Origin of the sequence: Pseudalkalibacillus sp. Hm43 (assembly GCF_051842935.1) — a bacterium.
GTDB lineage: Bacteria > Bacillota > Bacilli > Bacillales > Fictibacillaceae > Pseudalkalibacillus.
This window is the reverse complement of the sequence record NZ_JBPXRR010000003.1, coordinates 67,875-89,472: the sequence shown is the minus strand read 5'-3', so window position 1 is coordinate 89,472 and position 21,598 is coordinate 67,875. Positions and strand designations below refer to the sequence as shown.

Here is a 21,598-nt window from a genome sequence, read left to right as displayed (position 1 = left end):
CCCCATTGATCCGCTCGACTTGCATGTATTAGGCACGCCGCCAGCGTTCGTCCTGAGCCAGGATCAAACTCTCCAATAAAGTGTTTGATTGCTCATTAAATGTAAATCGAAATTGATTCGGGGTTTTTATATAAAAACCCGTTTCACGCTTGGCTTTTGTTCAGTTTTCAAAGAGCTGTTTGTATGTCGTCGTTTTTTTGGCGACTTAAGCAATGTACCATTTTCGCAACTACAGTGTCAATAACTTTTTTGAGAAAGTTTTTGTCTTGTTTGAAATCGATCATAAAGAGAATCAACGTGAATTGAAAGGCTCTATATTTCGAAGGAGTTGTATAAATGGTGGGCCTAAGTGGACTCGAACCACCGACCTCACGCTTATCAGGCGTGCGCTCTAACCAGCTGAGCTATAGGCCCATAATTTGAATGGAGCGGGTGATGAGAATCGAACTCACGACCAGAGCTTGGAAGGCTCTTGTTTTACCACTAAACTACACCCGCATATATGATGGTCGGGAAGACAGGATTTGAACCTGCGACCCCCTGGTCCCAAACCAGGTGCTCTACCAAGCTGAGCCACTTCCCGTAAATGGCGCGCCCGAGAGGAGTCGAACCCCTAACCTTCTGATCCGTAGTCAGACGCTCTATCCAATTGAGCTACGGGCGCATGTTAATGAAATGAGATATGAAATTTATATGGTGCGGTCGAGAGGACTCGAACCTCCACGGGTATACACCCACTAGCCCCTCAAGCTAGCGCGTCTGCCATTCCGCCACGACCGCTAAATGGATATTCAAACTAGCGATGCTTTTCTGTAAAACCGTGTTGCACCATTTAATGAATAATGGTGCGGGTGGAGGGACTTGAACCCCCACGTCGCAAGGACACTAGATCCTAAGTCTAGCGCGTCTGCCAATTCCGCCACACCCGCAAAGAAAGTGGTGAGCCATGAAGGACTCGAACCTTCGACCCTCTGATTAAAAGTCAGATGCTCTACCGACTGAGCTAATGGCTCGTTAAATGGCTGGGCTAGCTGGATTCGAACCAACGCATGACGGAGTCAAAGTCCGTTGCCTTACCGCTTGGCTATAGCCCATCGATTTAACTAACATTTTTAATATTAATGGCGGACCCGACCGGATTCGAACCGGCGATCTCCTGCGTGACAGGCAGGCATGTTAACCCCTACACCACGGGTCCATCGTATTTCTCCAATAAAAAAAGTGGTGACCCCTACGGGATTCGAACCCGTGTTACCGCCGTGAAAGGGCGGTGTCTTAACCACTTGACCAAGGGGCCAAAATGAATAATTAGAATGGCGGAGAAGGAGGGATTTGAACCCTCGCGCCGCTTACACGACCTACACCCTTAGCAGGGGCGCCCCTTCAGCCACTTGGGTACTTCTCCATATGGCTCCACAGGCAGGACTCGAACCTGCGACCGATCGGTTAACAGCCGATAGCTCTACCACTGAGCTACTGTGGAATAAAGTGTGATTCGTTTTTTAGCGACAATAAGTATCTTACAACAGATAAAAACCGAAGTCAATATCTTTTTTTATGTTTTTAAATCTTTTTTTGCTTTGTCTTGTCGATAGGACGCATGTCCTTATCGCGACTTAATTAAAGTAACATAATCTAAAGTCTTAGTCAATGACTATTTGAGAATTAATTTGCCTCTACATTTCCCACAACCATACTTTCTCGTATCGACCTTCCGCTTACGCGGGTATAGTTGCCCGCACTTTTTACATAGGTAGTTGTATTTCACCTGTTCTTGTCTGCGCTGTCCGGGAATCACCTGACAATAACGACTGCCGCCCACTCGCTTCAACAACTGCTTAAAATCTTGATCACGGTGGCGATATCCTCTTCCAAGCAAATGTAGATGGTAGTGACATAGTTCGTGCTTGATGATGCCAACGAAGGCGTCCATTCCGTTCACTTCCAGTTGTTTAGGGTTGAACTCAAGATCATGGGAACCGAGTAAATAACGACCTCCTGTCGTCTTCAATCGATTGTTGAAACGCGCTTCATGCACAAATGGTCTATTGAAGTATTTTGATGAGATGTCTTCGACTAATTGCTGAAGCTCGCTCTGTTCCATCTGGATCCACCCTTCCCCTTCTTCTTATATATTGTGCCAAAACTCTTCTGAAATGAAAAGTAAAGAGAAGTCACGAACATTGGCAAGCCGTGACACATAGACTAATAACCACCCTTAGGAAAGTGAGGAGGGCTAACATGCCTTACTGGTTCAAAAAGCAGTTAAGGAATGCGTACTTCAATAAAGACCGTTATCAGATCAAATTACTCAACCAATGTTGGTTCTTTTACAGAAAAAAACACTGCTCCTAAGAAGCAGTGCTTTTTGTTTTTAATGACTTACCATCGTTAAGGCGATTCTTTGTTTTTGGAGGTCGACTTGTTCGACCCAGACTTTGACGACTTCTCCGACATGTACAACGTCCATCGGGTGTTTGACGTAGTTCTTACTTAGCTTGGAGATATGGACAAGCCCGTCTTGCTTCACACCGATGTCAACGAATGCACCGAAATCTACGACATTTCGGACTGTACCTTCAAGCTCCATTCCTTCTTCCAGATCCTCCATCTTCAAGACGTCCGTCTTCAATAGAGGTTTCGTCACTTCATCACGAGGGTCTCTGGATGGCTTCACAATAGCATCAATGATATCTTTTAGTGTCAGTTCGCCAATATCAAGTTTTTCAGCGTACTCCTTAATATCTAGAGATTGAAGCTTCGTTCGGATCTCTTCTGTTCCGATTTCTTTTTCCGTTACACCAAGTAACGCAAGAAGCTTTTTCGTATCGTCATAGCTTTCCGGATGGATCGGAGTCTGATCAAGTGGATTCTTTCCATCAATGATTCGTAGGAAGCCGATACACTGTTCATAGGTTTTAGCCCCAAGCCTCGGGATCTTCTTCAATTGGACCCTGCTCTTGAACTTCCCTTCTTCCTCCCGCTGCTTGACGATGTTGTTCGCGACGGTTTTTGAGAGACCTGCGACATATTGCAATAAGGAAGGAGAAGCCGTATTGACGTTCACACCAACCTGGTTTACGACCGTTTCGACAACGAAAGTCAGTGAATCGTTCAATTGTTTTTGCGCGACATCGTGTTGATATTGTCCGACGCCAATCGATTTCGGATCGATTTTGACGAGTTCAGATAACGGATCCTGCAATCTTCTTGCGATGGATACCGCACTTCTTTCTTCTACTTTCAAGTCCGGAAATTCCTGTCGGGCTACATCAGAAGCCGAATACACACTGGCCCCAGCTTCATTGACGATGATATACGCAAGCGGACGGTTGAGTTCCTTGATGAGATCCGCTACGAATTGTTCTGTTTCCCGAGATCCGGTTCCATTGCCGATTGCAACGATTTCAACATCGTGCTTTTCAATCAATGCTTTGAGGATGGACTTGGATTTTTCAATATCGGAACGAGGTGGTGTTGGATACATGACACTGACATCCAATGTTTTACCTGTCTCATCTACGACTGCAATTTTACAGCCGGTTCTATACCCCGGGTCGACGCCAAGCGCTATCTTTCCTTTCAATGGTGGTTGTAGTAACAGATGGCGCAGGTTTTCCGAAAAGATCCGGATGGCCTGTTCATCTGCTTTTTCCGTCAGTTCGTTTCGGATATCCCGTTCGATAGAAGGTGCGATGAGCCGCTTATAGCCATCCAGGATTGCTCGCTCGATGTTCTCCCGTGTAGAGGAGCCTGGTTGCACATACTTTTCATTCAACTTTCGCAAAATCTTGTCCACCGGTGCGATAGTAGAGACTCTTAATACTCCTTCTTTTTCGCCTCGGTTCACAGCAAGTGTACGATGGGGGACGATTTTCTTCACCGGCTCCTGATATTCGTAATACATCTCATACGTTTTTTGGTCGGATTCATCCATCTCTTTCTTTTTTACTTTCGTTTCAATGATCCCCTCTTGGAACGTGAGTGATCGAATCCAGGTTCTGTTATCCGAGTCATCCGAAACCCATTCTGCGATGATGTCTTCTGCTCCTTGGATTGCATCCTCTACAGACTGTACTTCTTTTTCCTTTGATAAAAACGCTGTTGCTTCTGAATCCAGGTCAATCCCTTTAGGTTGCTCCATGATCAGATTAGCTAACGGCTCCAAGCCTTTTTCCTTAGCGGTCGTGGCACGCGTCCGTTTCTTTTGCTTATAAGGGCGGTATAAGTCTTCCACCTGCTGAAGCTTTGTGGCGTTATGTATTTCTGCTCTCAATTCGTCCGTCAGCTTATCTTGTTCTTCAATTAAACGTAAAACTTCCTCTTTTCGCTTTTCGAGGTTGTTTTTATACTCCCATGCCTCAGAAACATTCCGTATTTGGACTTCGTCTGCGGCACCTGTCAATTCTTTACGATAACGTGCAATGAACGGTACTGTATTCCCTTCTTCCAGAAGGTCGATGATGTTTTTCACGTACTTTATGGAAAGTTTCGTTTCACTCGCTACTTGTTTGATGAGTTCATTGTTTCCTTCCAATCTTGTTCCTCCTCATTCACTGTTCAAGAAATCTTAGGTTGAGCCAAAGGCAAAGCGATGCTCATGACTTACTCGCTAGATACCCTCAAGCGCTGTGTAATCTCAAGTGTACCATAACTAAGTTGCCTTTTTTAAAGCACAAAAAAAGAGCCTTCCCTTACGATGAGAAAACTCTTTACGTCAGTTTACCAATGACACATGTCATATCGTCTACGGTTTCCATACATTTTTGCTTCAAATAGCTAGCAGCAATTTTCGGGCTTCGAGCGCGCATGACATTCCGCTTATCAGGAGAGCTCAAATCAACGCCATCGGAATAAGCGATGAACATCGAGCCTTCTGGATATTCAATCCGTCTCACATCAAATTTCGTCGGCTTACCAGAAAGGAATCCTGATTTAGGGATCGCATGGACCAGCTTTCCTGATGGTAACCCAATGACCAATCGGATATTTCCAATGCCACAATATTCTAAGACCTTTTCATTGAAATGGACTTTGAATAAGGTGAGTACAGCACCCCGCGATTGCGACAGAGCATCATTGCACAGTTGTATCAACGTTTCTACGTCCTGCTCGTGGTGTTCTTCCACAACCTGGACGGCTTTGGTCGATGCATCGTGCGCAGCTTGACCACTGCCGAGACCATCAGCCACGAGACAAACGAAGTAATCCTCCGTTTCTTTCGTGAAGTAGCTGTCTCCATTGCACTGTCCCTCTATTTTCGATCTTTGAAATGTACTAAGATCGATTCTTTGATGTACTGATTGCTCCTCAATCATTTAAAGCCTCCGAAGAATCGACGCGAATCGCATCTTTTAATTTTTCAAGCGCTCTACGCTGAAGCCTCGATACGTGCATTTGAGAAATGTTCAGTCTTTTACCTGTCTCTTTCTGGCTTAAATTCTCAAAGTACGTACATTGGAGAATTTCTTGTTCTCGTTCTGAGAGTACACCGAAAGCTTTTTGTAAAAGCATTCGTTGATCCGTTTGCTCGTATCCGCTTTCTGTACTTCCTACCAGATCCAACAAGGTTACGGTGCTTCCTTCTTGATCAGCCTCGATTGAGCTATCGACTGATAAAGCTTGATAACTCTTGCCCATCTCCATCGTTTCAAGGACTTCTTCCTCTGAAGAATCTAGATATTCTGCGATTTCGGCTACCTTCGGCGAGCGTTGCAGTTCATTTGTCAGCTCTTCAACTGCTCTTTTGATCCTAGGGCTCAGTTCTTTTATTCTTCTCGGAACATGGACGCTCCAAGTCTTATCACGGATGAATCGCTTGATTTCACCGATGATTGTCGGTACGGCAAACGACTCGAAACTTCTTCCGAAATCAGGGTCATAACGTCGAAAAGCAGCCAGTAGACCAATCATGCCAACTTGCACTAAGTCATCGTGGATGCTTTTCCCCTTCGAAAATTTACGAGCAAGTGAATGTACCAGGTCCTGATAATGCTCTACCAGAATCGTTTGGACTTCTTGATTTTCAGGATCTTCTCGTAATTGTTCTAATAATTCATAGATGTGGTCTTTATTGTGACGGGGCTGGCTTGTATTGGTCGACACTTGCATCCACCCCATCTCTGTTCAGGTATTTCGTCATCATAACTACAACTCCAGCGTCATCGCTAATATCTACTTTATCCATTAGCGTTTCAATCAAGAAAAGCCCCAACCCTCCTTCGTTGATTTGCTCAACTGGTTTTCCATTGACGGGTCCGGTCGTTTGCTTGATCTTGTTGACATCGAAGCTCTTACCTTTATCCATAACAGTGATTTCGAGTTTATCTTCGAACATACCATAAGATAGACGAATCTTACCTTCATCAGAAGAACCATATGCATGATTGACCGCATTCGTAATCGCTTCTGATACCGCAATCTTGATATCTTCTATTTCATCAAACGTATATCCCATACGACTAGCGATACCTGAAACTGTCAAGCGGGCAACACCGACAAAATCAGGCTTCGCTGGAATCGTCATTTCGATTAGATCGCTCATCGCGCCTCCCCCTCTGCTGTAGGTTCAATGTTCATGACATCTGTCAATCCAGTAATTTCAAACAGGCGTTGTACGCGTTCAGTCATACCGGTCAACGTCAATTTACTGCCGTGCTGCTGAGAGGATTTCAAAGCTCCAACGAAAACGCCTAGCCCTGTACTGTCCATATATTGCACTCCACTCAAGTTGACGATGATTTCGTGTCCTTCCTTTTGAGTGGATTGGATTAATGTTTCTTTCAGTTTCGGAGCAGTATAAGCATCCACTTCTCCGTTCAAGATCAATTTTTCTGTATGTTGTTGCGTTTCTTCCTTTTGAATTTGTAAGTTCATTGTTCTTCCCCCTTGGTATATAGGCATGCATTATTATATCCATACCACTTCCGGAACAACCTTAAACCGACCTTTTCAAAATAATCAAGGTAAAATCATCCCTCAATTCAAATTCCTGTAATTCCTCCAGGTCGGAATAAACATTGTCCACGATTTCTTGTGGTGATAAATGCATGTATGATCGAATTAATGAAATTACTTCTTCCCTCGAGATGAAGCCACTGCTTGTCCGACACTCTGTCACGCCATCAGATAATAAGACGATCATGTCACCGATCTCGACCGTCTTCTCATATTGCATATATTTTGTCGATCTAGAAACGCCTAACACAAGACCTTTCGCCATGAACTCCTCGAAGTCATTGGTCTTTGCATTGTAATAAAACCCTGGCTCATGACCGGCACCTGCATAAAAAAAGCGATGGTGCTCTGCATTATAGTGACCATAGAACATCGTGATGAACATCGTCGGGTCCACGTTCTGCTCCACAACTCTGTTCAAATTCTCCAGGACGTAGCTCGGGTTGTTCTGCTGCTCCGGTAAACTATCCATCGCGTATTTGATCATGGACATACAGAGAGCAGCAGGTACACCTTTACCAATGACATCTGCAACTGCAACACTGATCGATTCCTGGCCATTTTGGACAAAGTGATAGTAATCTCCGCTCATCTTCTTAGCAGCTTTACTGATGACGCCAATTTCAAGACCATCTATATCCGGAATATCTCCTTGAAGCAAGGTTTGTTGCATACTCGCAGCAACCTCGATTTCAGACTCAAGTGCCATCTGTTTATCCCTTAAAATCTGGTGCTCCCTGTAGGCCATACCATAGCCCATCATCACTTCAATCAAGAAGTCAAAAGAATCCCTAACCTGTTCGGGAATATCCCCATTCAAAGACTCTAAGACAGTATAGTGTATATTGATAACCTCTTCAGGGGAGATGTTCTGCTCAATCATCTTTCGACTGAACTGCTGTGCTTTATATAATGCTTGTTCTGTTCTTCCACTTAGGTAAGCAGATAAGAATTGTTCATATCGCTCTACTAGGATTCCCTTATCCCCCAACATGCTTTATCCTCCTAACGGAGCCATTTCGTAATCGATATCTCAGTCCCTACATTCACTGTAGATTGTATCGCAAACTCATCCATGAGTCGTTTGACACCCGGCAGACCTGCTCCTAGTCCACCTGATGTTGTATATCCATCTTCCATCACTTTGCGGATATCCTGTATTCCCGGACCTGTATCATTTGCACTGATGCGCAACCCTCTGCGGTTCCCCTCTTCAATAGGTTCAATGCAAATTCTTCCGTTCCCTGCATATAGATATATATTTCGGGCAAGTTCGGATATCGCTGTCGTGATTCTTGCTTGATCTACACTTGAAAAACCTAACTCTCTCGCCAAGTCTCTCCCTAGTTGTCGTGCGCTGACAATATCCCATTCATTCCGGACATCTACACAGGATTGGACGGTCATGTTCATCCCTCCAAATCCAGTCGAAGTTTATCTAACCCTTGTTCTAAATCTAAAGCAGTCGGCACATCTCTCATATTAATGCCTAAATCGATCAACGTAATCGCAACCGGTGGCTGGATTCCCGTTAAAACCACTTTCGCACCCATTAAGTTTGACATCTTCACGACATCACCTAATACCTTTGCGATAAAAGAATCAACCATATCCACAGAAGTAAGATCGATGACGATCCCTTTTGCTCCGGTATCATGGATTTTTCCAAGCAGGTCCTCTTGGAATTGAAGCGCCGTCTTATCATCAAGCTCTACTTGAATGGAAATCAATAGATATTCATGTAATTTAAGAATTGGTACTCTCATCCGTAGCCCTCCTAGGATAAGGATTCAATTTTTTTATTCGTAATTTCTAAAGCGGATTCCACGCCTTTAAGCAAAGTGCTTCTTGTTGGGAAATCACTTAGATCAATCCCTAGGTTCACGATCGTCTGTGCAATCTCAGGACGAATCCCTACCAAGATGCATTTCGAACCGATCAGACGTACTGCTTCTGCCGCTTGGATGATATGATGGGCAACCATTGTATCTACAACAGGCACACCCGTTATGTCAATCAATACAACCTGGGAACGGTTTTCAATTACACCGTCCAACAGGTTTTCCATGATTAATTTCGCTCTTTCTGTATCAATCGTTCCAATCAATGGCATCACACTGATATGTTCAAACACCGGAATCAATGGTGCAGATAACTCAAGCAATGCCTTCTTCTGTACCGACACAGTGTTGCGCCAATTTTGGGTAGAAAAGGAGACGATCGACTCAAACAGATTATCAATCGATTGATCGAATTCCTCAAACGTATCCATGACATAATCAATGTCTTCTTTCTCGCTGATGATCGTCTTCAATCCAATGCGTCTGAATACTTGGAGACCTTTCGTCACATAACTGAGCGGCCATCCAATCTGGACTGTCCTTTCAAAAAAATCTTGAAGGTCTGATCCAATTTCATCACGTTGTTCAACAACGTGTTTCATCAAGCTATTTATAAATTCAGTATTCGAATTCAGGAATACCTCTTTAGTAACTGTTGTTAGTTCACGCTCGTCCTCTCTGAAGTTCAACATTTGATTTTGCCATGCGTCTTCAATAGAAGAACGATTCTGTTCCATAACTTCATATACGTTTGAGTTCATCCCTATGCCTCCGTTCGTTCGATAGTCATACATAAAAATATTATTTCATTATTATCCAAATCTTTCAACGGTTTTGGTCTTAGAGCCACAATTTAACATTTCAACAAGAATGCATCCGTCGTTTAAATAATCGAAATGCGGGGTAAAAATGAGTACATCGAAGTCCATTTTTAACAAATTTGTTCCTAATCAGATCTTTTTTACTACATAAAACATTCTGCACTCCGAGAATTTTTTAAACAACAAAAAAAGCCGCTTATTTCAGCAGCTCCGTACCCTTTAAAAAATGTTAAAAATCAATGAGCCCTAAGCTGATTTGTAGAGCGTCATCAACTTTCTTCATCATTTCGTCATCTAAATGTGTGATTTTATCTGTTAATCGTTGCTTATCGATGGTTCGAATTTGTTCAAGTAAAATAACTGAATCTCGTTCGAATTTGTATTTTTTAGCACTGATTTCAACATGAGTAGGTAGTTTAGCCTTCTGTATCTGGGCTGTAATGGCCGCGACGATCACTGTTGGACTAAACCGGTTACCGATATCATTCTGTATGATCAATACCGGCCGGATACCTCCTTGCTCCGACCCTACTACTGGAGAAAGATCTGCAAAGTAAACGTCGCCACGCTTTACTATCAAATCATTACACCCCGCTTACTAAGCGGTCCAAAGTTAGATCAGCTTCCTCCTCGGCAAGAAAGGCTTCTGATGCAATGTTCAAGTTGATTTTGGCCATTTCCATATATCCTTGACGCATGGATTCACGGATATGGCGACTTTCCCGTTCTCGCAGATACATTTCGGTTGCTTGATGAATAAACTCGCTTCTATTCAAGTTCTCGTTCATAATCGCTCCGTCCACCTCTTTTATCAGTTGCTCCGGTAAGCTTATTACGATTCGCTTTTTGTGCAAATCAGACACAAAAATCCACCTCCAGCTAACTGCTTCGATCTCTCTGAAAATCCCTTATTAATAGTACCATTAGAAACCCATTATTGCAAAGCCATCTTGAGGCATCTCCGTATAATCCATTCGCCAAATTATGCCGAATTCCTTTAATAAATTACGAATTATTTAGGATTTGATTCATTGTTTCAATGATCACATTATTTTTTTTGTAGATTCTCGGCACTCTTGAAGAGATCAAGCAGGGTATTTCATAGTTGATCGTATCGTTTTGCATAGCGATGTCATCAACGGTGATTTCAAGACCTTTCTGCTCACCGACCAATGTGGCTTTGGTACCTACATCCACCTTGTAAGGCAGCCTGATCAACAATTGATCCATACAAATCCTGCCGACGATTTTGCAATAATGTCCCTCAACGAGGACATGGCCTTTATCGGCATAACGGCGGGGCCAGCCATCTGCATAGCCGATCGGAACAGTCCCGATCCACTCTTTTTCAGACGCTTCGTAAGTCGCCCCGTAGCTGACCGTATCGCCAGGACCAATCTGCTTTACATGCGTCAGTCTGCTATGCAAGGAGAAAGCCTGTTTCAGAGAAAACGGCAATACCTCTTTCATTTCCTCGGATGGCGAAAGGCCGTATAGCGAGATGCCTACACGGACATATTGCTGCTCATATTCCGGAAAACGGATAGCGCCTGCACTGTTGCCGAAATGGACGATTTCAGGAGTGATTCCTTCCTTCTTCATCAGAGAAAGGTAGTTTGAGAACCGGCTCATTTGTTGATTGACAAGCTCAGAGTCTAGTTCATCAGCAGTCGCAAAATGCGAAAAAGCCCCTTCTAACTTCAAACTCGGATTTTGTTTAATTGTATTAATGATTAGCTTTGCCTCATTTTCATCATTTATACCAAGCCGATTCATACCGGTATCAAACTTCAAATGGAGTGTGAGAGGCTGAGAGGTCTCCTCCAGGGCTTGTAGCCATTCATTTTGGAATACAGTCAAGGTGATTCCATACCTCGCGGCTTTAGAAGCATATTCAGGAGCGACCCATCCTAGAACCAGGATCGGGACCTCGATCCCATAGCTTCTCAGCGCAATCGCCTCATCGAGAAGCGCAACGCCGAGGTAATCGACTCCACTCTCAACTACGTGCTTTGCGACTTGTTGTGCACCGTGACCATACCCATTCGCCTTCACAATCGCCATCACTTTCGTTCCGCCTTGTAGATGGTTCTGTATATTCACGTAATTTTCTTTGATATAATCCAAATTCACTTCGACCCACGTATCTCTGTAAAATTGCATGCTCGAAACGACTCCTACACCTAGTTTCCTTCTATTGTACATGAACCACCACAAGCGGGTAAATTCTTTGTTGGTGCCTGGCACCGATTTCGACCCCTTGATACAGCTGGATTCCTGATCGGTGCCAGGCACCTTCCGAAAACCCTTGCGCCAGTTGAGATCCTAATCGGTACCTGGTACCAATCACTTCACTTCAAAAAAACAGGCTGAAAAGAATGGTGGTATCTATTCTTCCAGCCTTATAACCTTTTATTTGCCTTGCGTACTCATCATCGATGAAGCGATGGCTGCCATGTCTTCCTCGGTCAATTCGTTGGAAGCCAGGTAGTAATCGACTCCATTCACTGACCAGCTCAACGTCTTTCCGCTCAAGACACCGACTGCGAAACCGAGGTCAACGAGGTTCCCTTCGTCCATCGTAAGCATTTTCGTTGCTGGAGTGACGACCGCCTGTCTTTGGATGATGGTAAACGACTGATCACCCGCATAGGTCAGAATGACTTCGTCCCCATCGTTATTGGCCAACTGGTTCAATAAAGCCGTACCTTCTGGAACGTAGTTCGGGAATACCGGCGTCAACGCTTTTTCTTCAGAAGAAGCCATTGTCGGCACTTCCAGTTGAGCCCCCTCCATGTTCCGCTCCATATCAAATTGTCCATCATCAAACTTCGCATTCATTTTCGTGTTTTTGAACTTTACGTCCACCAGCACTTTCATGTCTTTATCCATGACTTTGACCTTGCTCGGCATCAAGCTCGACTTATCAAGCGTGATTTCCTGCTGGTAAAGATTTTTGTTCTGGTAATTCGTTTTCGTATTGAACACGTAACCCTTTTCTCCAGCCTTGAAGTTACGCTCATCATCATTCAGTATGTCACTAACCAGAGATTCCATTAAGTACACTTGGCTGCTGTTTTCCGGCCATTCGCTTTGGAAACGGAAGCTTTTGTTCAACGCAGGTGTCAGAACAAAAACGCCTTCGCTGTTGCGCAAGATCATCTGGCTCTGATCTTTTTCGGCATTTTTCAAGCTCACCCGGTAAAAACTCGGTTTCTTGTGCCAGACTTCGATTTCATAGGTGATTGGCTGCTCCCCTGTTTGCAGCGTCATGGTTGCTTCCGCTTTATAACCTGACATCTTCTTCATCGTACCTTCCAAGTCAGAAAGTACATCCTGTTGACTCTTTGATCCACAAGCTGCTAAAGCCGTAATAAGAAGTGCAATGACAAGAAGCGAGAGTGCTCTTTTCAAATTTTTCATCTCCTTTGCCTCATATAGATGACAAAAGAGGGACGTTACATACGTAAGGATAAGATGGTCTGTGTCGCGCATGCCGCCAGGGGCATACTCACATCAGATTGCTATTTGTTCGAGAAAAACTGAATCCGTGAATGCAAGCATCTGTCTGAATCTACACCCCCTTGTTCGTAACCTTTGGCGGTTGCATCCACTCGACCATCTGCACATATGCATCAGCGTTCCCTCTAACCGCACTACAAATATATGAGACAACTTCTTGCAATATGCAGACTAGCTTGACGAGCTTTCAAGGATTACTTGCGCAACTGCGTACTCTTTACTGTGTGAGATGGAGACGTGCGTCACCCAGTCAGAGGTTGCCTTCAACACAGGCTTTCCTTTTTCGTCTGGTAAAATTTCTACGTCCTGCCAGCTCAGCTTCTCCCCAATTCCTGTTCCGACGGCTTTCGCATACGCTTCTTTCGCCGCGAACCGACCTGCAAGAAATTCCAGCTGCTTCCTTCCTTTCAACTTCTGAAAATAGCTTCTTTCCTCCACAGTAAGAACACGCTCAGAAAATTTTTGCTGTCGTTCATGTGTATGTTCAATCCGAACTATCTCCACGATATCGATTCCGATTCCGACGATCATGAGGGGACCACTCCTTTCTATACTGTTAAAATCACGCATTCAGACTTGGTAATCTGAATATGGTAAACTATATGGACAACGTAACACTTTCAAAAAATCCACCGGCAAATGAGGGATTGCTATGTTTGTCCGAACTGAAAATTTCCGTTCATTCATTCGATTTTATCCTATTATCTCCATAATTATCGGGATTCACATCCTGCTTTTCATAGGGGTCAACCTGTTTCCAGCATTATTGAGGCTGACAGCAGGCATCAACATTTACATATCAGCAGGGGAATATTGGAGGCTCGTGACGCCAATCTTCATCCACGAAGCTTTCCCGCATTTTCTCTTCAATTCCTTTTCATTATACCTTTTCGGTCCTGCATTAGAACGACTGCTAGGTAAATTCAAATTCATCATCGGTTATCTCGGGGCAGGTGTTGTCGCCAATATCGCCACTCTCATGCTTCAGGGGCCGTATTACTCACACATCGGTGCGTCTGGTTCGATCTTCGGCCTGTTCGGACTTTATGTATACATCATCTACGCACGTAGAGAATTAATCGACCAACAAAACAAACAAATCGTCTTGACGATCCTGATTCTGAGTCTCGTCATGACCTTCGTCACACCTCGAATCAACATACTCGGTCACCTGTTCGGTTTGGTGGGCGGTGCCGCTCTAGGACCGATCCTACTGACAGGCAAACGATTCAGAAGATCATAATCCATTAAAAAAACAGGAGCCATCCGGATCCCCGCTATCTGCGGTATCGAGATCCAGCTCCTGTTTTTGTATGTTTCACCAGGTCACTGATGGCATCTTTCAAGGTCGAAACAAATCTCAAGTGATATTCCGTATCCAAATGATTGAGGACAACCGCTTGCTGAGGTGTAATTCCAATAATGATAGCTTCGATCTGCCCCATATACCACAACGTTTTGAACAGCTGCTGTAACTCTTTGAAGCCTTTCTTCGTAATATCACCCACACCCGTAAAATCGAAGTAGAGTCGCTCTTGGTTCCTTCGATGAGCATTATCGAGGATATTTTGTGTAATAAGCTCCATCTTTTCGTCCGTCAGATCACCGAAAAGCGGAATCAGTGCCGCATCATCTGTCAGCGAGATGAATGGACCGGAAAGTTCATTGATTCTGTGTAATGCCGATTCCAATTCATTCTTCTTATCTAACAGCTCGAAATTCGTATTCTGTAAACGTGATCGAAGACGATCGATCTGTCTCGACAACTTCTCGTTGTGAGAATTCTTCTCTAAACAGATGATTTCACACGTACTGTCTGTATTCCAGGACATACGGATTTCAAATAATGAAAAAGGATTTTGGAACGTCTTCATGACGAGCTCGAATTCGGTATCATCACTCTTGAATTGGAGGTATTTTTGCGCTTTCTCCATGCTGTCTCCATCCACCAGTTCAAGGAACCCGTCTACATTCGGGAACAACTTCTCAGCTAAATGAGACCGAGTTCGGATTTCATAGTCCTTACTGATTTGAAAATATGGAATTGGAAGGTTGATTACGTTTGCCATCTGAGATCCCCTCGTTACTTAATGCTTCCAGCCACGTCTTTACCTCTTCGATACCTTTAAGGATGACCGTTTCTTCACTGCAATATTGCCTTAAATCATATAAACCACTGAGTCGCCCTCCAACCATCATTGTCGGACCGTTTGGAATTCGACTGAGTGTTTCAACGTAGTCTTTCAATTTCGGTAAATGATAAAGAATGGCTACAGAGACCCCGATCAAATCCGGCTTCCATTCTTTCGCCTGAGTTTCTGCATATTCAAGCGGAAGGTTCGCTCCGAACAACCGGACCTCCCAGCCATAAAATTCAAAAAGGCTCGCGATCATCTTTGTACCCAGATAATGCTGCTCATCTTCGAGACACAGGAACATCGCCTTCTGACCTGTTTTCTTCCCTATTTTACTCGTAATGAACCTGTATCGGTATTGAGAAAGCACATAATCGCATGTAGCTGTCGCAAGGTGCTCATCTGCTACCGAGACTTCATTATTCTCCCAAAGCTCTCCGATATGTTGCATCGATTTCGTCAGTAAATCAAATACGCTAAGCACGTTTTCCTTCTCAGGCAATTCATCGATCATGTCTTCACAGCTCAATTCATCACCATTCAACAAGTACTTTGTAAACCTTTGGACATCCGCTTCCATCGTCTCACCGCCTGCATTATTCTGACGTCTTTATCTCAGATGTACTCAAAGCCTTTAACGCTTCATCCAAAGAAGCTTCATAATGCTCTTTTCTTTCTTCTTCAATATCATTATCCATTACTTGCTTGATTATCTCAAAGTTTACGCGTAGGTGCTCAGCACTCATGCCATGTTTTTGCAGGATTCCGTTCAACCAAAGCGCATAATCGACGAAAAATTGTACATTGTCCAATTCATATGACGTTTCCAGGTACCTGAGATGGTGCTCGTTGTCTTCGCGACATTTACGAACTCCTTTTTCACCGAACTGCTCTTTCAAATTCGGGTATCTGTCATATAACTCTTCTACGACTCGGTCAACTACATGCGGGTACAGGACCTTTTTCATTCCGCCACCACACTGAACATCTGGACCTTCGGGACAATGCCCGCCAATTCTTTATCTGGATACTTCTTTTCGAGCTCATGAATCCGTTTGAAGTCATCACTCCGCACCCAATTCAAATAGCTCTTCTTATCTTCGAACTTGATTTGGACCGTCAATTCCTCAGGTGATTTATCATTCTGAAGCAATTCAAAGGACATGAACCCCTCCGCCTGGTCGACTTGCCGAGAACGATTGCGATAGATGTCGATGACCTCTTCTGTCTTTCCTTCCGGTACTGTGACCGTGGAGTGGACGATAAACATGGAATGACCTCTTTTCCGAAAAATGTATTATAGCTTTCTGCACTAATCAATCGTATTCCTGTTTTTTCTTCTTAAGAATTTTTGGTAAAAAGAAACATGCTCCTTATGATAGGAGCATGAATACTTTCATCGTAACATTTCTTAATTCGATTCTCGAGTGTACCATCCGAACGCTTCCAGACTTTCTTTCAAGTCGACATCCTTTAGGTGGAAGTTTCTACCTACACCTGCTGACAAAATCGCCGTCTTCATGGTAGCCAGTCGCTTTCGTCTTTGGAAGAAGGATTCCATCACTTCGAAGTCTTGCATTCGCCTTTTCTCAGTAATCAACAGTGATCTGGAAAAGAAGCGCGATTGCATATAGAACGTTTTTTCCTCGACCAACCATTTGCCATCTTTATAACGAAGTATTCCAAATAAGGCGAGAACGGCTATCGGTAAAAGAAGCAGAATCCACAAGTTGGATGGAAGCCACCAGAACGCTGGAATCAAGATGACAGAAGGCAACACGGCCCGGATGAGATAGCGTCTTAACGACCGCTTCGGTAATGCATGCATATTGGACGGCAATTCATAGCCAGGCAAAATCTTCTTCAACTCATCATTCAATCTGGACCGTTTGATAATCGGGAGAAGCATGGCGGATACGCCTACTTCAGGCCCTGCCCCGCCGGCACTCTCCACATGGACAGTCGAATATCCGAATGGTTGACGCAACACATTCTCCACGACCCGTACCCCTTGGACACGTTGCAACGGGAAGGTCAACTCTCGCTTCTCTAACAGACCTCTTGTGATGACAATCCGGTCCTCATATCGCTTCAACTGGAAATTGGCATATTTCAAAATCACGCCCATGAACGATATGAACCAAGCAATGAAAACCGAAAAGAATGCCATCGCTGCAATGATGACCCAGCTGAAACCGCTCAACCAATTGAATGCAGTGACATAAAAGTCCTCTGGAATGAGCGCATCCAACTGCGAACCGAACGTACCGACAAGCGGAAGGGTTACACTCAATCCCCCGGATGTTGAAGCCGCAATAATCAAATCTTTCAAGGAGAGTGTATAGGTGTATGCAGGCAATTCTTCTGTCTGCTGAACCTCGGCTTCTTCTTCGTTTTGTCCTGTGCCATGGTCACGCAGTAGAGCTGTGAGACGATCAGCATCGGATTTGTTGATGGCGGAAAGAGAAGCCTCAGCACCCACGCCACCACCTGCTGTTTCAATGTTCACTTTCACCACGTTAAAAATACGATGTAGGATTCCTTGAGTATAATCGATCGATTGGATTCTCTTTTTCGGAATGTACCGTTTCTTCCGGATGAATACACCGTGTTCGATCTTCAATTCTTCTCCCTCGATGTGATAAGTGAATCTGAGCCAATGGATGAAGCCATAGACGGCAAGAAAGAAGATGAACAGGAAAGGTGCATACGTCACCCAGGGCAAGCCAGTTTCATTCCCTGGACCGAATAGGAAGAAGATCGCCAACGGGATGATCCACTCTCTTAACATTTTCAGAAACGACAATCCAGCTGCTAATGGATGAAGGCGAGTCGGTTCAAACATCTTCTTCTGTCACCCTTGCCATATTCGAGATGAAGTCCCGGACTTGATCAGCTGTTTCATTATCGAGCGCAGGAATCTCATGGATCGTAGCGGCAGTAGAGATCGTAACAGAAGAAAGGTTGTAATGACGCAACAACGGTCCCTGTTTCGTATCCACATGCTGGACGCGCACCATCGGAATCAACACTCTTCGAATGATGAATAATCCAAACTTCAATTCAATTTCATATTCTCTTACTTCATATCGCCATATTCGATAGCGGATTTTCGGAACCACTTGAATCATTATGTATGAAAGGAGGATCGATAACACGATGACGACAACAGGCACCCATATAGGAAGGTCGGTCAGTGTGACCAGCACAACACTTCCGATGGAAACCGCCAGGAAAAACAAACTGTTGAGTGCACCACTGATTCTCCAGACGGAAAGGGCTTTCGGAGCGATTTGTTGAGACGGTTCTTTACGCATGAATATTTAGTCCTTCCTAGCTGAAATATAGTCCGTTCAGCTTCTGAATGTATTATAACGTAGAAATGTCCGATTTCCTATAAAAGTAAAAAGGATGCACGTCCTTGTCTCACCTGATGGTTTAAATCCACAGCAGACAAGTCAGTGCATCTCTTATCTTCTAAATTGATTGATTTCATCTAACATCTTATCCATACGGTCTCGCTTCCGCCTTCTCTTCAATTTCAGGCGGTATCCATTCAGAATGAACAACATAAGTAAAGCTCCTAAGCTGACCAGAATGAACACAGCCCAGGACGGACCTTCTTCATTCTCCGGCTGGACATCTCCCATCACCGCTTCCGTCGGCTCGGAAGATGCTTTCGCTACACTTTCTTCAGGAACTTCATCTGGCAGTAACGGGAACGATGCGAGTTCTTCATCGACCATGTTGGTGACGACGAGATTCCCTTCAAGATCCACGGTCGTTTTGAACCTTTCACCGATGGGCTGTGTGAAGAATTTGTCTTCCTTCAGGGTGTATTCTTTCCCCTCTTCATCCACCAGGACGGTCCCCTGTTCGATCTTCTTCGTTTCGAAATTCTCGAATCCGTAATCCATCAGGGCAATTGTGTCAGCGTAAGCTTGCTCAGAGGTGTCACTTTTCATCGTCACAGCGATGTAAGAGGTCTCCCCTTTTTTTGCAGCCGTAACCAACGTGTGCTGCGACTGACTTGTATACCCATTCTTCACGCCAAAAGTGCCATCGTATCTCCATAGAAGCTTGTGATGGTTCACCAGTGTCGTATCCCAACCTTTTCCGATCCAAGGTAGGGTTTTCGTACCGACGATTTTTTTGAAATCCTCATTTTCCAAGGCGTACTGGGTGATTTGCGCCATATCCGATGCAGTAGTGTAATGATTTTCATCATAGAGCCCACTCGGATTGACAAAATGAGTATTTTCAAGACCTAGCTGATCGGTGGCGAATGTATTCATTTGTTTCGAAAAGTCTTCAACGCTTCCTGCAAGATGTTCTGCGATTGCGATTGCTGCATCATTTCCTGAATTGATCATCAGCCCTTCAACGAGCTGTCGAAGTGGCAATTGTTCTCCCTCAAGCAAATACACTCTCGTGCCTTCAACAGTTGCTGCTTTTTTACTGATGGTGACTTGCTCATCCAGTTGACCTGATTCAATCGCGAGGATCGCTGTGACGATCTTCGTGATACTCGCGGGATACATTCTCTTTTCAGAGCCTTGATCCAACAGGACTTCTCCAGTGGTTGCGTCCACTAAGATGAACGTCTCACTGAACAAGTTGTCTGGTCGATCGGATTCAGCATATGCATGGAAAGGGATAAGCCAAAACGCGACAATGAGGAAAGATGTAAGGAAGCAATTCACCTTTTTCATTTTGATTAGCCCCTATAGTTTATTGTTATCTATATAGTATTCGTATGGTTCGGGTAATTTGACAGGACCTTGTCACTATTCCCATTTTCTTTCATTAGAGGCTGATCCGCAAAACATTATTTCCCAATTTGATAGGGTTTTGAGGCTTTTTCCAAGAATTCTTGTAGGATTCGTAGGTCTTCAGGGAATGAAAGGGACATTTGAGGTAATTCTTCAAGTGAAACCCAACGGATTTCATGAATGAGCTCGTCTGGATCCTGGATAGTTGGTTGCCCACCTATGATTTCCACCTGGAAGTAATGTACTGTCACATCGATTCCATATGAATATCCTCTTTTGACGAACAGTTTTGACTGCGTTTTTCCTATGTAACCCGTTTCTTCTTCCAACTCTCTTAAACAGCATGCTTCAAATGATTCGTTCTTGTTTTTCCCTCCGGAAGGAATGGACCATCTTTTCGGTTCATCTCGTTTCCCTTGTAACACCATCAAGACTTTATCTTCATTGATACATAAAGCTGCCGAGCCTTCCCACATATACATCGCTCCCTTCCCGTACTCCTTTCACATATGAGGAACGATTTCCTCGTCTCATCTATGAACGTTTCATGACAGCTCAAGTCTTTCACCATAAAAATAGACCAGTCGAATGACTGGTCTATAACTTCTATTATATTAGAAATTCACAGTTCGGACTGGCATGCTGCGGCGGGAAATCGCTTCTTTTCCAGTCCGCAAGTTTAATAGGGAATAGCGATCGGATCGGCCCGTCTTAACATCCAGCTCTTGAATCAAAATGTCCTTCCCTTTTACAAAAAGGAACCTCGGACATATGGATACATCGTACTCATGTGTAATTTCATATTCTGCATCCAACATGAGGATCTTTTTGGGACTATCCTCTGTTAGAGGATAGGCTGAAATATATAGACTCTCTTGGAGCACAAGGATATCTGCGGGTGCAAAGTGAGTTCCAAGTTCCACGAAATCAATCGAGCGTCCATTCAAAATATATAGTCTTGCTGTGTCGAGATCGACAACATAAGTTGAGACACTAACGGCATCATTATAGAAGTTGACGTCCCATATGAATCCATCAATCTCCCATTCATGTACGAGTTTCAAGTCTTCTTTCGCAAACTGATACACAAACCCGACTTCCCCGTCACCTTCACAAGCGACGACCACATATTGATCGAACTCGTAAATGTTCGGTGTACCTACTACCTTTTTCTTAAGGATCATACCCGTACGTTCGTTCATTGCGACCAGGTCGTATTTCCCTTTTCTGTCAATCGGATAATAATACCAGTTATTGTTCTCTGCGTCGAGGAGAAGTTTCTTTTTCTTTGTTTGGGTATTTTTCACTATTTTATGTTCTGTCGTTCTTGTCGATTTTCCTAGGCTAGATTCGCGAGAAGCATAAAACGGGTCTTTCGGTTCGTGGCGGTCGTGAAATAAATTGTTCATATTTCCCATTATGCTATCCTCCCATTCATGTCATAATTAAAACAAGAACATTCTTACTATGATAAGTGTTGTAATCTTCTCAATAGAGTGAAAAACTAGTTTGAAAGACTAACTGAGATTTCCTTTTTGTGTTATATTAAT

Annotated in this window: 26 protein-coding genes, 12 tRNA genes and 1 rRNA gene; 2 read left to right on the top strand and 37 right to left on the bottom strand. The window is 43.9% G+C overall.

Annotated elements, in window-relative coordinates; genetic code table 11:
• The 14 genes from ACSVDE_RS18095 to ACSVDE_RS18030 all read right to left on the bottom strand — a co-directional run.
• A 16S ribosomal RNA gene (locus ACSVDE_RS18095) occupies positions 1-79 on the bottom strand; the annotation flags it as partial.
• Positions 80-337: 258 nt separating this feature from the next.
• Positions 338-414: transfer RNA gene (locus tag ACSVDE_RS18090), tRNA-Ile, on the bottom strand.
• A 10-nt stretch (positions 415-424) separates the two neighbouring features.
• Positions 425-498: transfer RNA gene (locus tag ACSVDE_RS18085), tRNA-Gly, on the bottom strand.
• Positions 499-506: 8 nt separating this feature from the next.
• Positions 507-583 (bottom strand) — tRNA-Pro (locus tag ACSVDE_RS18080).
• A 4-nt stretch (positions 584-587) separates the two neighbouring features.
• Positions 588-664: transfer RNA gene (locus ACSVDE_RS18075), tRNA-Arg, on the bottom strand.
• A 30-nt stretch (positions 665-694) separates the two neighbouring features.
• Positions 695-780: transfer RNA gene (locus ACSVDE_RS18070), tRNA-Leu, on the bottom strand.
• Positions 781-843: 63 nt separating this feature from the next.
• Positions 844-929 (bottom strand) — tRNA-Leu (locus ACSVDE_RS18065).
• Between the two features lie 8 nt (positions 930-937).
• A tRNA-Lys gene (locus ACSVDE_RS18060) sits at positions 938-1,013 on the bottom strand.
• Positions 1,014-1,019: 6 nt separating this feature from the next.
• Positions 1,020-1,094: transfer RNA gene (locus ACSVDE_RS18055), tRNA-Gln, on the bottom strand.
• A gap of 28 nt (positions 1,095-1,122) precedes the next feature.
• A tRNA-Asp gene (locus ACSVDE_RS18050) sits at positions 1,123-1,198 on the bottom strand.
• 24 nt (positions 1,199-1,222) lie between these two features.
• A tRNA-Glu gene (locus ACSVDE_RS18045) sits at positions 1,223-1,297 on the bottom strand.
• Between the two features lie 17 nt (positions 1,298-1,314).
• Positions 1,315-1,405: transfer RNA gene (locus ACSVDE_RS18040), tRNA-Ser, on the bottom strand.
• A gap of 3 nt (positions 1,406-1,408) precedes the next feature.
• Positions 1,409-1,483, bottom strand: a tRNA-Asn gene (locus ACSVDE_RS18035).
• A 171-nt stretch (positions 1,484-1,654) separates the two neighbouring features.
• Positions 1,655-2,104 carry a SprT family protein gene (locus ACSVDE_RS18030; RefSeq protein WP_439302350.1) on the bottom strand — a complete coding sequence of 150 codons (450 nt, stop codon included), beginning with the start codon at positions 2,102-2,104 and terminating at the stop codon, positions 1,655-1,657.
• A gap of 137 nt (positions 2,105-2,241) precedes the next feature.
• Here ACSVDE_RS18030 and cmpA point away from each other — a divergent pair, with 137 nt between their 5' ends.
• Complete coding sequence (gene cmpA, locus ACSVDE_RS18025) at positions 2,242-2,355, top strand: cortex morphogenetic protein CmpA (RefSeq protein WP_221569009.1); 114 nt, start codon at positions 2,242-2,244, stop codon at positions 2,353-2,355.
• A gap of 19 nt (positions 2,356-2,374) precedes the next feature.
• On the opposite strand, the gene ACSVDE_RS18020 is transcribed toward cmpA, so the two are convergent.
• The 14 genes from ACSVDE_RS18020 to acpS all read right to left on the bottom strand — a co-directional run bounded on the left by ACSVDE_RS18020 (position 2,375) and on the right by acpS (position 13,672).
• Positions 2,375-4,537, bottom strand: a complete 2,163-nt coding sequence (locus tag ACSVDE_RS18020) for a Tex family protein (RefSeq protein ID WP_439302349.1) — start codon at positions 4,535-4,537, stop codon at positions 2,375-2,377.
• Between the two features lie 175 nt (positions 4,538-4,712).
• On the bottom strand, positions 4,713-5,318 hold the full coding sequence (locus ACSVDE_RS18015; RefSeq protein WP_439302348.1) for a PP2C family serine/threonine-protein phosphatase: 606 nt from the start codon (positions 5,316-5,318) through the stop codon (positions 4,713-4,715).
• Entirely contained in the window at positions 5,311-6,063 is a 753-nt protein-coding gene (gene sigB, locus ACSVDE_RS18010) for an RNA polymerase sigma factor SigB (protein ID WP_439302354.1), read from the bottom strand. The genes ACSVDE_RS18015 and sigB overlap by 8 nt, the downstream gene beginning before the upstream one ends.
• A gap of 7 nt (positions 6,064-6,070) precedes the next feature.
• Positions 6,071-6,544, bottom strand: coding sequence for an anti-sigma B factor RsbW (gene rsbW, locus ACSVDE_RS18005; RefSeq protein ID WP_439302347.1), 474 nt, complete (start codon positions 6,542-6,544; stop codon positions 6,071-6,073).
• Entirely contained in the window at positions 6,541-6,876 is a 336-nt protein-coding gene (locus ACSVDE_RS18000; RefSeq protein WP_439302346.1) for an STAS domain-containing protein, read from the bottom strand. The genes rsbW and ACSVDE_RS18000 overlap by 4 nt, the downstream gene beginning before the upstream one ends.
• A 61-nt stretch (positions 6,877-6,937) precedes the next feature.
• Positions 6,938-7,951, bottom strand: a complete 1,014-nt coding sequence (locus ACSVDE_RS17995; protein WP_439302345.1) for a PP2C family protein-serine/threonine phosphatase — start codon at positions 7,949-7,951, stop codon at positions 6,938-6,940.
• Positions 7,952-7,962: 11 nt separating this feature from the next.
• Entirely contained in the window at positions 7,963-8,364 is a 402-nt protein-coding gene (locus tag ACSVDE_RS17990) for an anti-sigma regulatory factor (protein ID WP_439302344.1), read from the bottom strand.
• A gap of 2 nt (positions 8,365-8,366) precedes the next feature.
• Positions 8,367-8,723: an STAS domain-containing protein gene (locus ACSVDE_RS17985; RefSeq protein WP_226552216.1), complete on the bottom strand. Its 357-nt coding sequence runs from the start codon at positions 8,721-8,723 to the stop codon at positions 8,367-8,369.
• A gap of 11 nt (positions 8,724-8,734) precedes the next feature.
• On the bottom strand, positions 8,735-9,559 hold the full coding sequence (locus tag ACSVDE_RS17980) for an STAS domain-containing protein (RefSeq protein WP_439302343.1): 825 nt from the start codon (positions 9,557-9,559) through the stop codon (positions 8,735-8,737).
• A 289-nt stretch (positions 9,560-9,848) separates the two neighbouring features.
• On the bottom strand, positions 9,849-10,199 hold the full coding sequence (locus ACSVDE_RS17975) for a type II toxin-antitoxin system PemK/MazF family toxin (RefSeq protein WP_221569017.1): 351 nt from the start codon (positions 10,197-10,199) through the stop codon (positions 9,849-9,851).
• A 4-nt stretch (positions 10,200-10,203) separates the two neighbouring features.
• Entirely contained in the window at positions 10,204-10,488 is a 285-nt protein-coding gene (locus ACSVDE_RS17970) for a CopG family ribbon-helix-helix protein (protein ID WP_439302353.1), read from the bottom strand.
• Positions 10,489-10,624: 136 nt separating this feature from the next.
• Positions 10,625-11,782, bottom strand: coding sequence for an alanine racemase (gene alr, locus ACSVDE_RS17965; protein WP_439302352.1), 1,158 nt, complete (start codon positions 11,780-11,782; stop codon positions 10,625-10,627).
• A gap of 249 nt (positions 11,783-12,031) precedes the next feature.
• Positions 12,032-13,042, bottom strand: coding sequence for a LolA family protein (locus ACSVDE_RS17960; RefSeq protein WP_439302342.1), 1,011 nt, complete (start codon positions 13,040-13,042; stop codon positions 12,032-12,034).
• Between the two features lie 270 nt (positions 13,043-13,312).
• Positions 13,313-13,672: a holo-ACP synthase gene (gene acpS, locus ACSVDE_RS17955; RefSeq protein WP_439302341.1), complete on the bottom strand. Its 360-nt coding sequence runs from the start codon at positions 13,670-13,672 to the stop codon at positions 13,313-13,315.
• A 121-nt stretch (positions 13,673-13,793) separates the two neighbouring features.
• Here acpS and ACSVDE_RS17950 point away from each other — a divergent pair, with 121 nt between their 5' ends.
• Complete coding sequence (locus ACSVDE_RS17950; protein WP_439302340.1) at positions 13,794-14,384, top strand: rhomboid family intramembrane serine protease; 591 nt, start codon at positions 13,794-13,796, stop codon at positions 14,382-14,384.
• Between the two features lie 34 nt (positions 14,385-14,418).
• On the opposite strand, the gene ACSVDE_RS17945 is transcribed toward ACSVDE_RS17950, so the two are convergent.
• From ACSVDE_RS17945 to ACSVDE_RS17905, 9 genes are all read right to left on the bottom strand, one after another.
• Entirely contained in the window at positions 14,419-15,210 is a 792-nt protein-coding gene (locus ACSVDE_RS17945; protein WP_439302339.1) for an STAS domain-containing protein, read from the bottom strand.
• Positions 15,164-15,856: a cobalamin B12-binding domain-containing protein gene (locus ACSVDE_RS17940; protein WP_439302338.1), complete on the bottom strand. Its 693-nt coding sequence runs from the start codon at positions 15,854-15,856 to the stop codon at positions 15,164-15,166. The genes ACSVDE_RS17945 and ACSVDE_RS17940 overlap by 47 nt, the downstream gene beginning before the upstream one ends.
• A gap of 16 nt (positions 15,857-15,872) precedes the next feature.
• Positions 15,873-16,244 (bottom strand): hypothetical protein, encoded by a 372-nt coding sequence (locus ACSVDE_RS17935; RefSeq protein ID WP_439302337.1) that lies wholly within the window; start codon positions 16,242-16,244, stop codon positions 15,873-15,875.
• Positions 16,241-16,546, bottom strand: coding sequence for an antibiotic biosynthesis monooxygenase family protein (locus ACSVDE_RS17930; RefSeq protein ID WP_439302336.1), 306 nt, complete (start codon positions 16,544-16,546; stop codon positions 16,241-16,243). Before ACSVDE_RS17930 ends, ACSVDE_RS17935 begins: the two co-directional genes overlap by 4 nt.
• Positions 16,547-16,687: 141 nt before the next feature.
• On the bottom strand, positions 16,688-18,121 hold the full coding sequence (locus tag ACSVDE_RS17925) for a PH domain-containing protein (protein WP_439302335.1): 1,434 nt from the start codon (positions 18,119-18,121) through the stop codon (positions 16,688-16,690).
• Entirely contained in the window at positions 18,114-18,593 is a 480-nt protein-coding gene (locus ACSVDE_RS17920) for a PH domain-containing protein (protein ID WP_439302334.1), read from the bottom strand. Before ACSVDE_RS17920 ends, ACSVDE_RS17925 begins: the two co-directional genes overlap by 8 nt.
• Positions 18,594-18,746: 153 nt before the next feature.
• Positions 18,747-19,988 (bottom strand): D-alanyl-D-alanine carboxypeptidase family protein, encoded by a 1,242-nt coding sequence (locus ACSVDE_RS17915; RefSeq protein ID WP_439302333.1) that lies wholly within the window; start codon positions 19,986-19,988, stop codon positions 18,747-18,749.
• 116 nt (positions 19,989-20,104) lie between these two features.
• Positions 20,105-20,530, bottom strand: a complete 426-nt coding sequence (locus tag ACSVDE_RS17910) for an NUDIX hydrolase (protein WP_439302332.1) — start codon at positions 20,528-20,530, stop codon at positions 20,105-20,107.
• A 132-nt stretch (positions 20,531-20,662) separates the two neighbouring features.
• The gene (locus tag ACSVDE_RS17905; protein WP_439302331.1) at positions 20,663-21,466 is read right to left on the bottom strand and encodes a hypothetical protein; all 804 of its coding nucleotides are present in this window, start codon (positions 21,464-21,466) and stop codon (positions 20,663-20,665) included.
• Positions 21,467-21,598 lie beyond the last annotated feature (132 nt).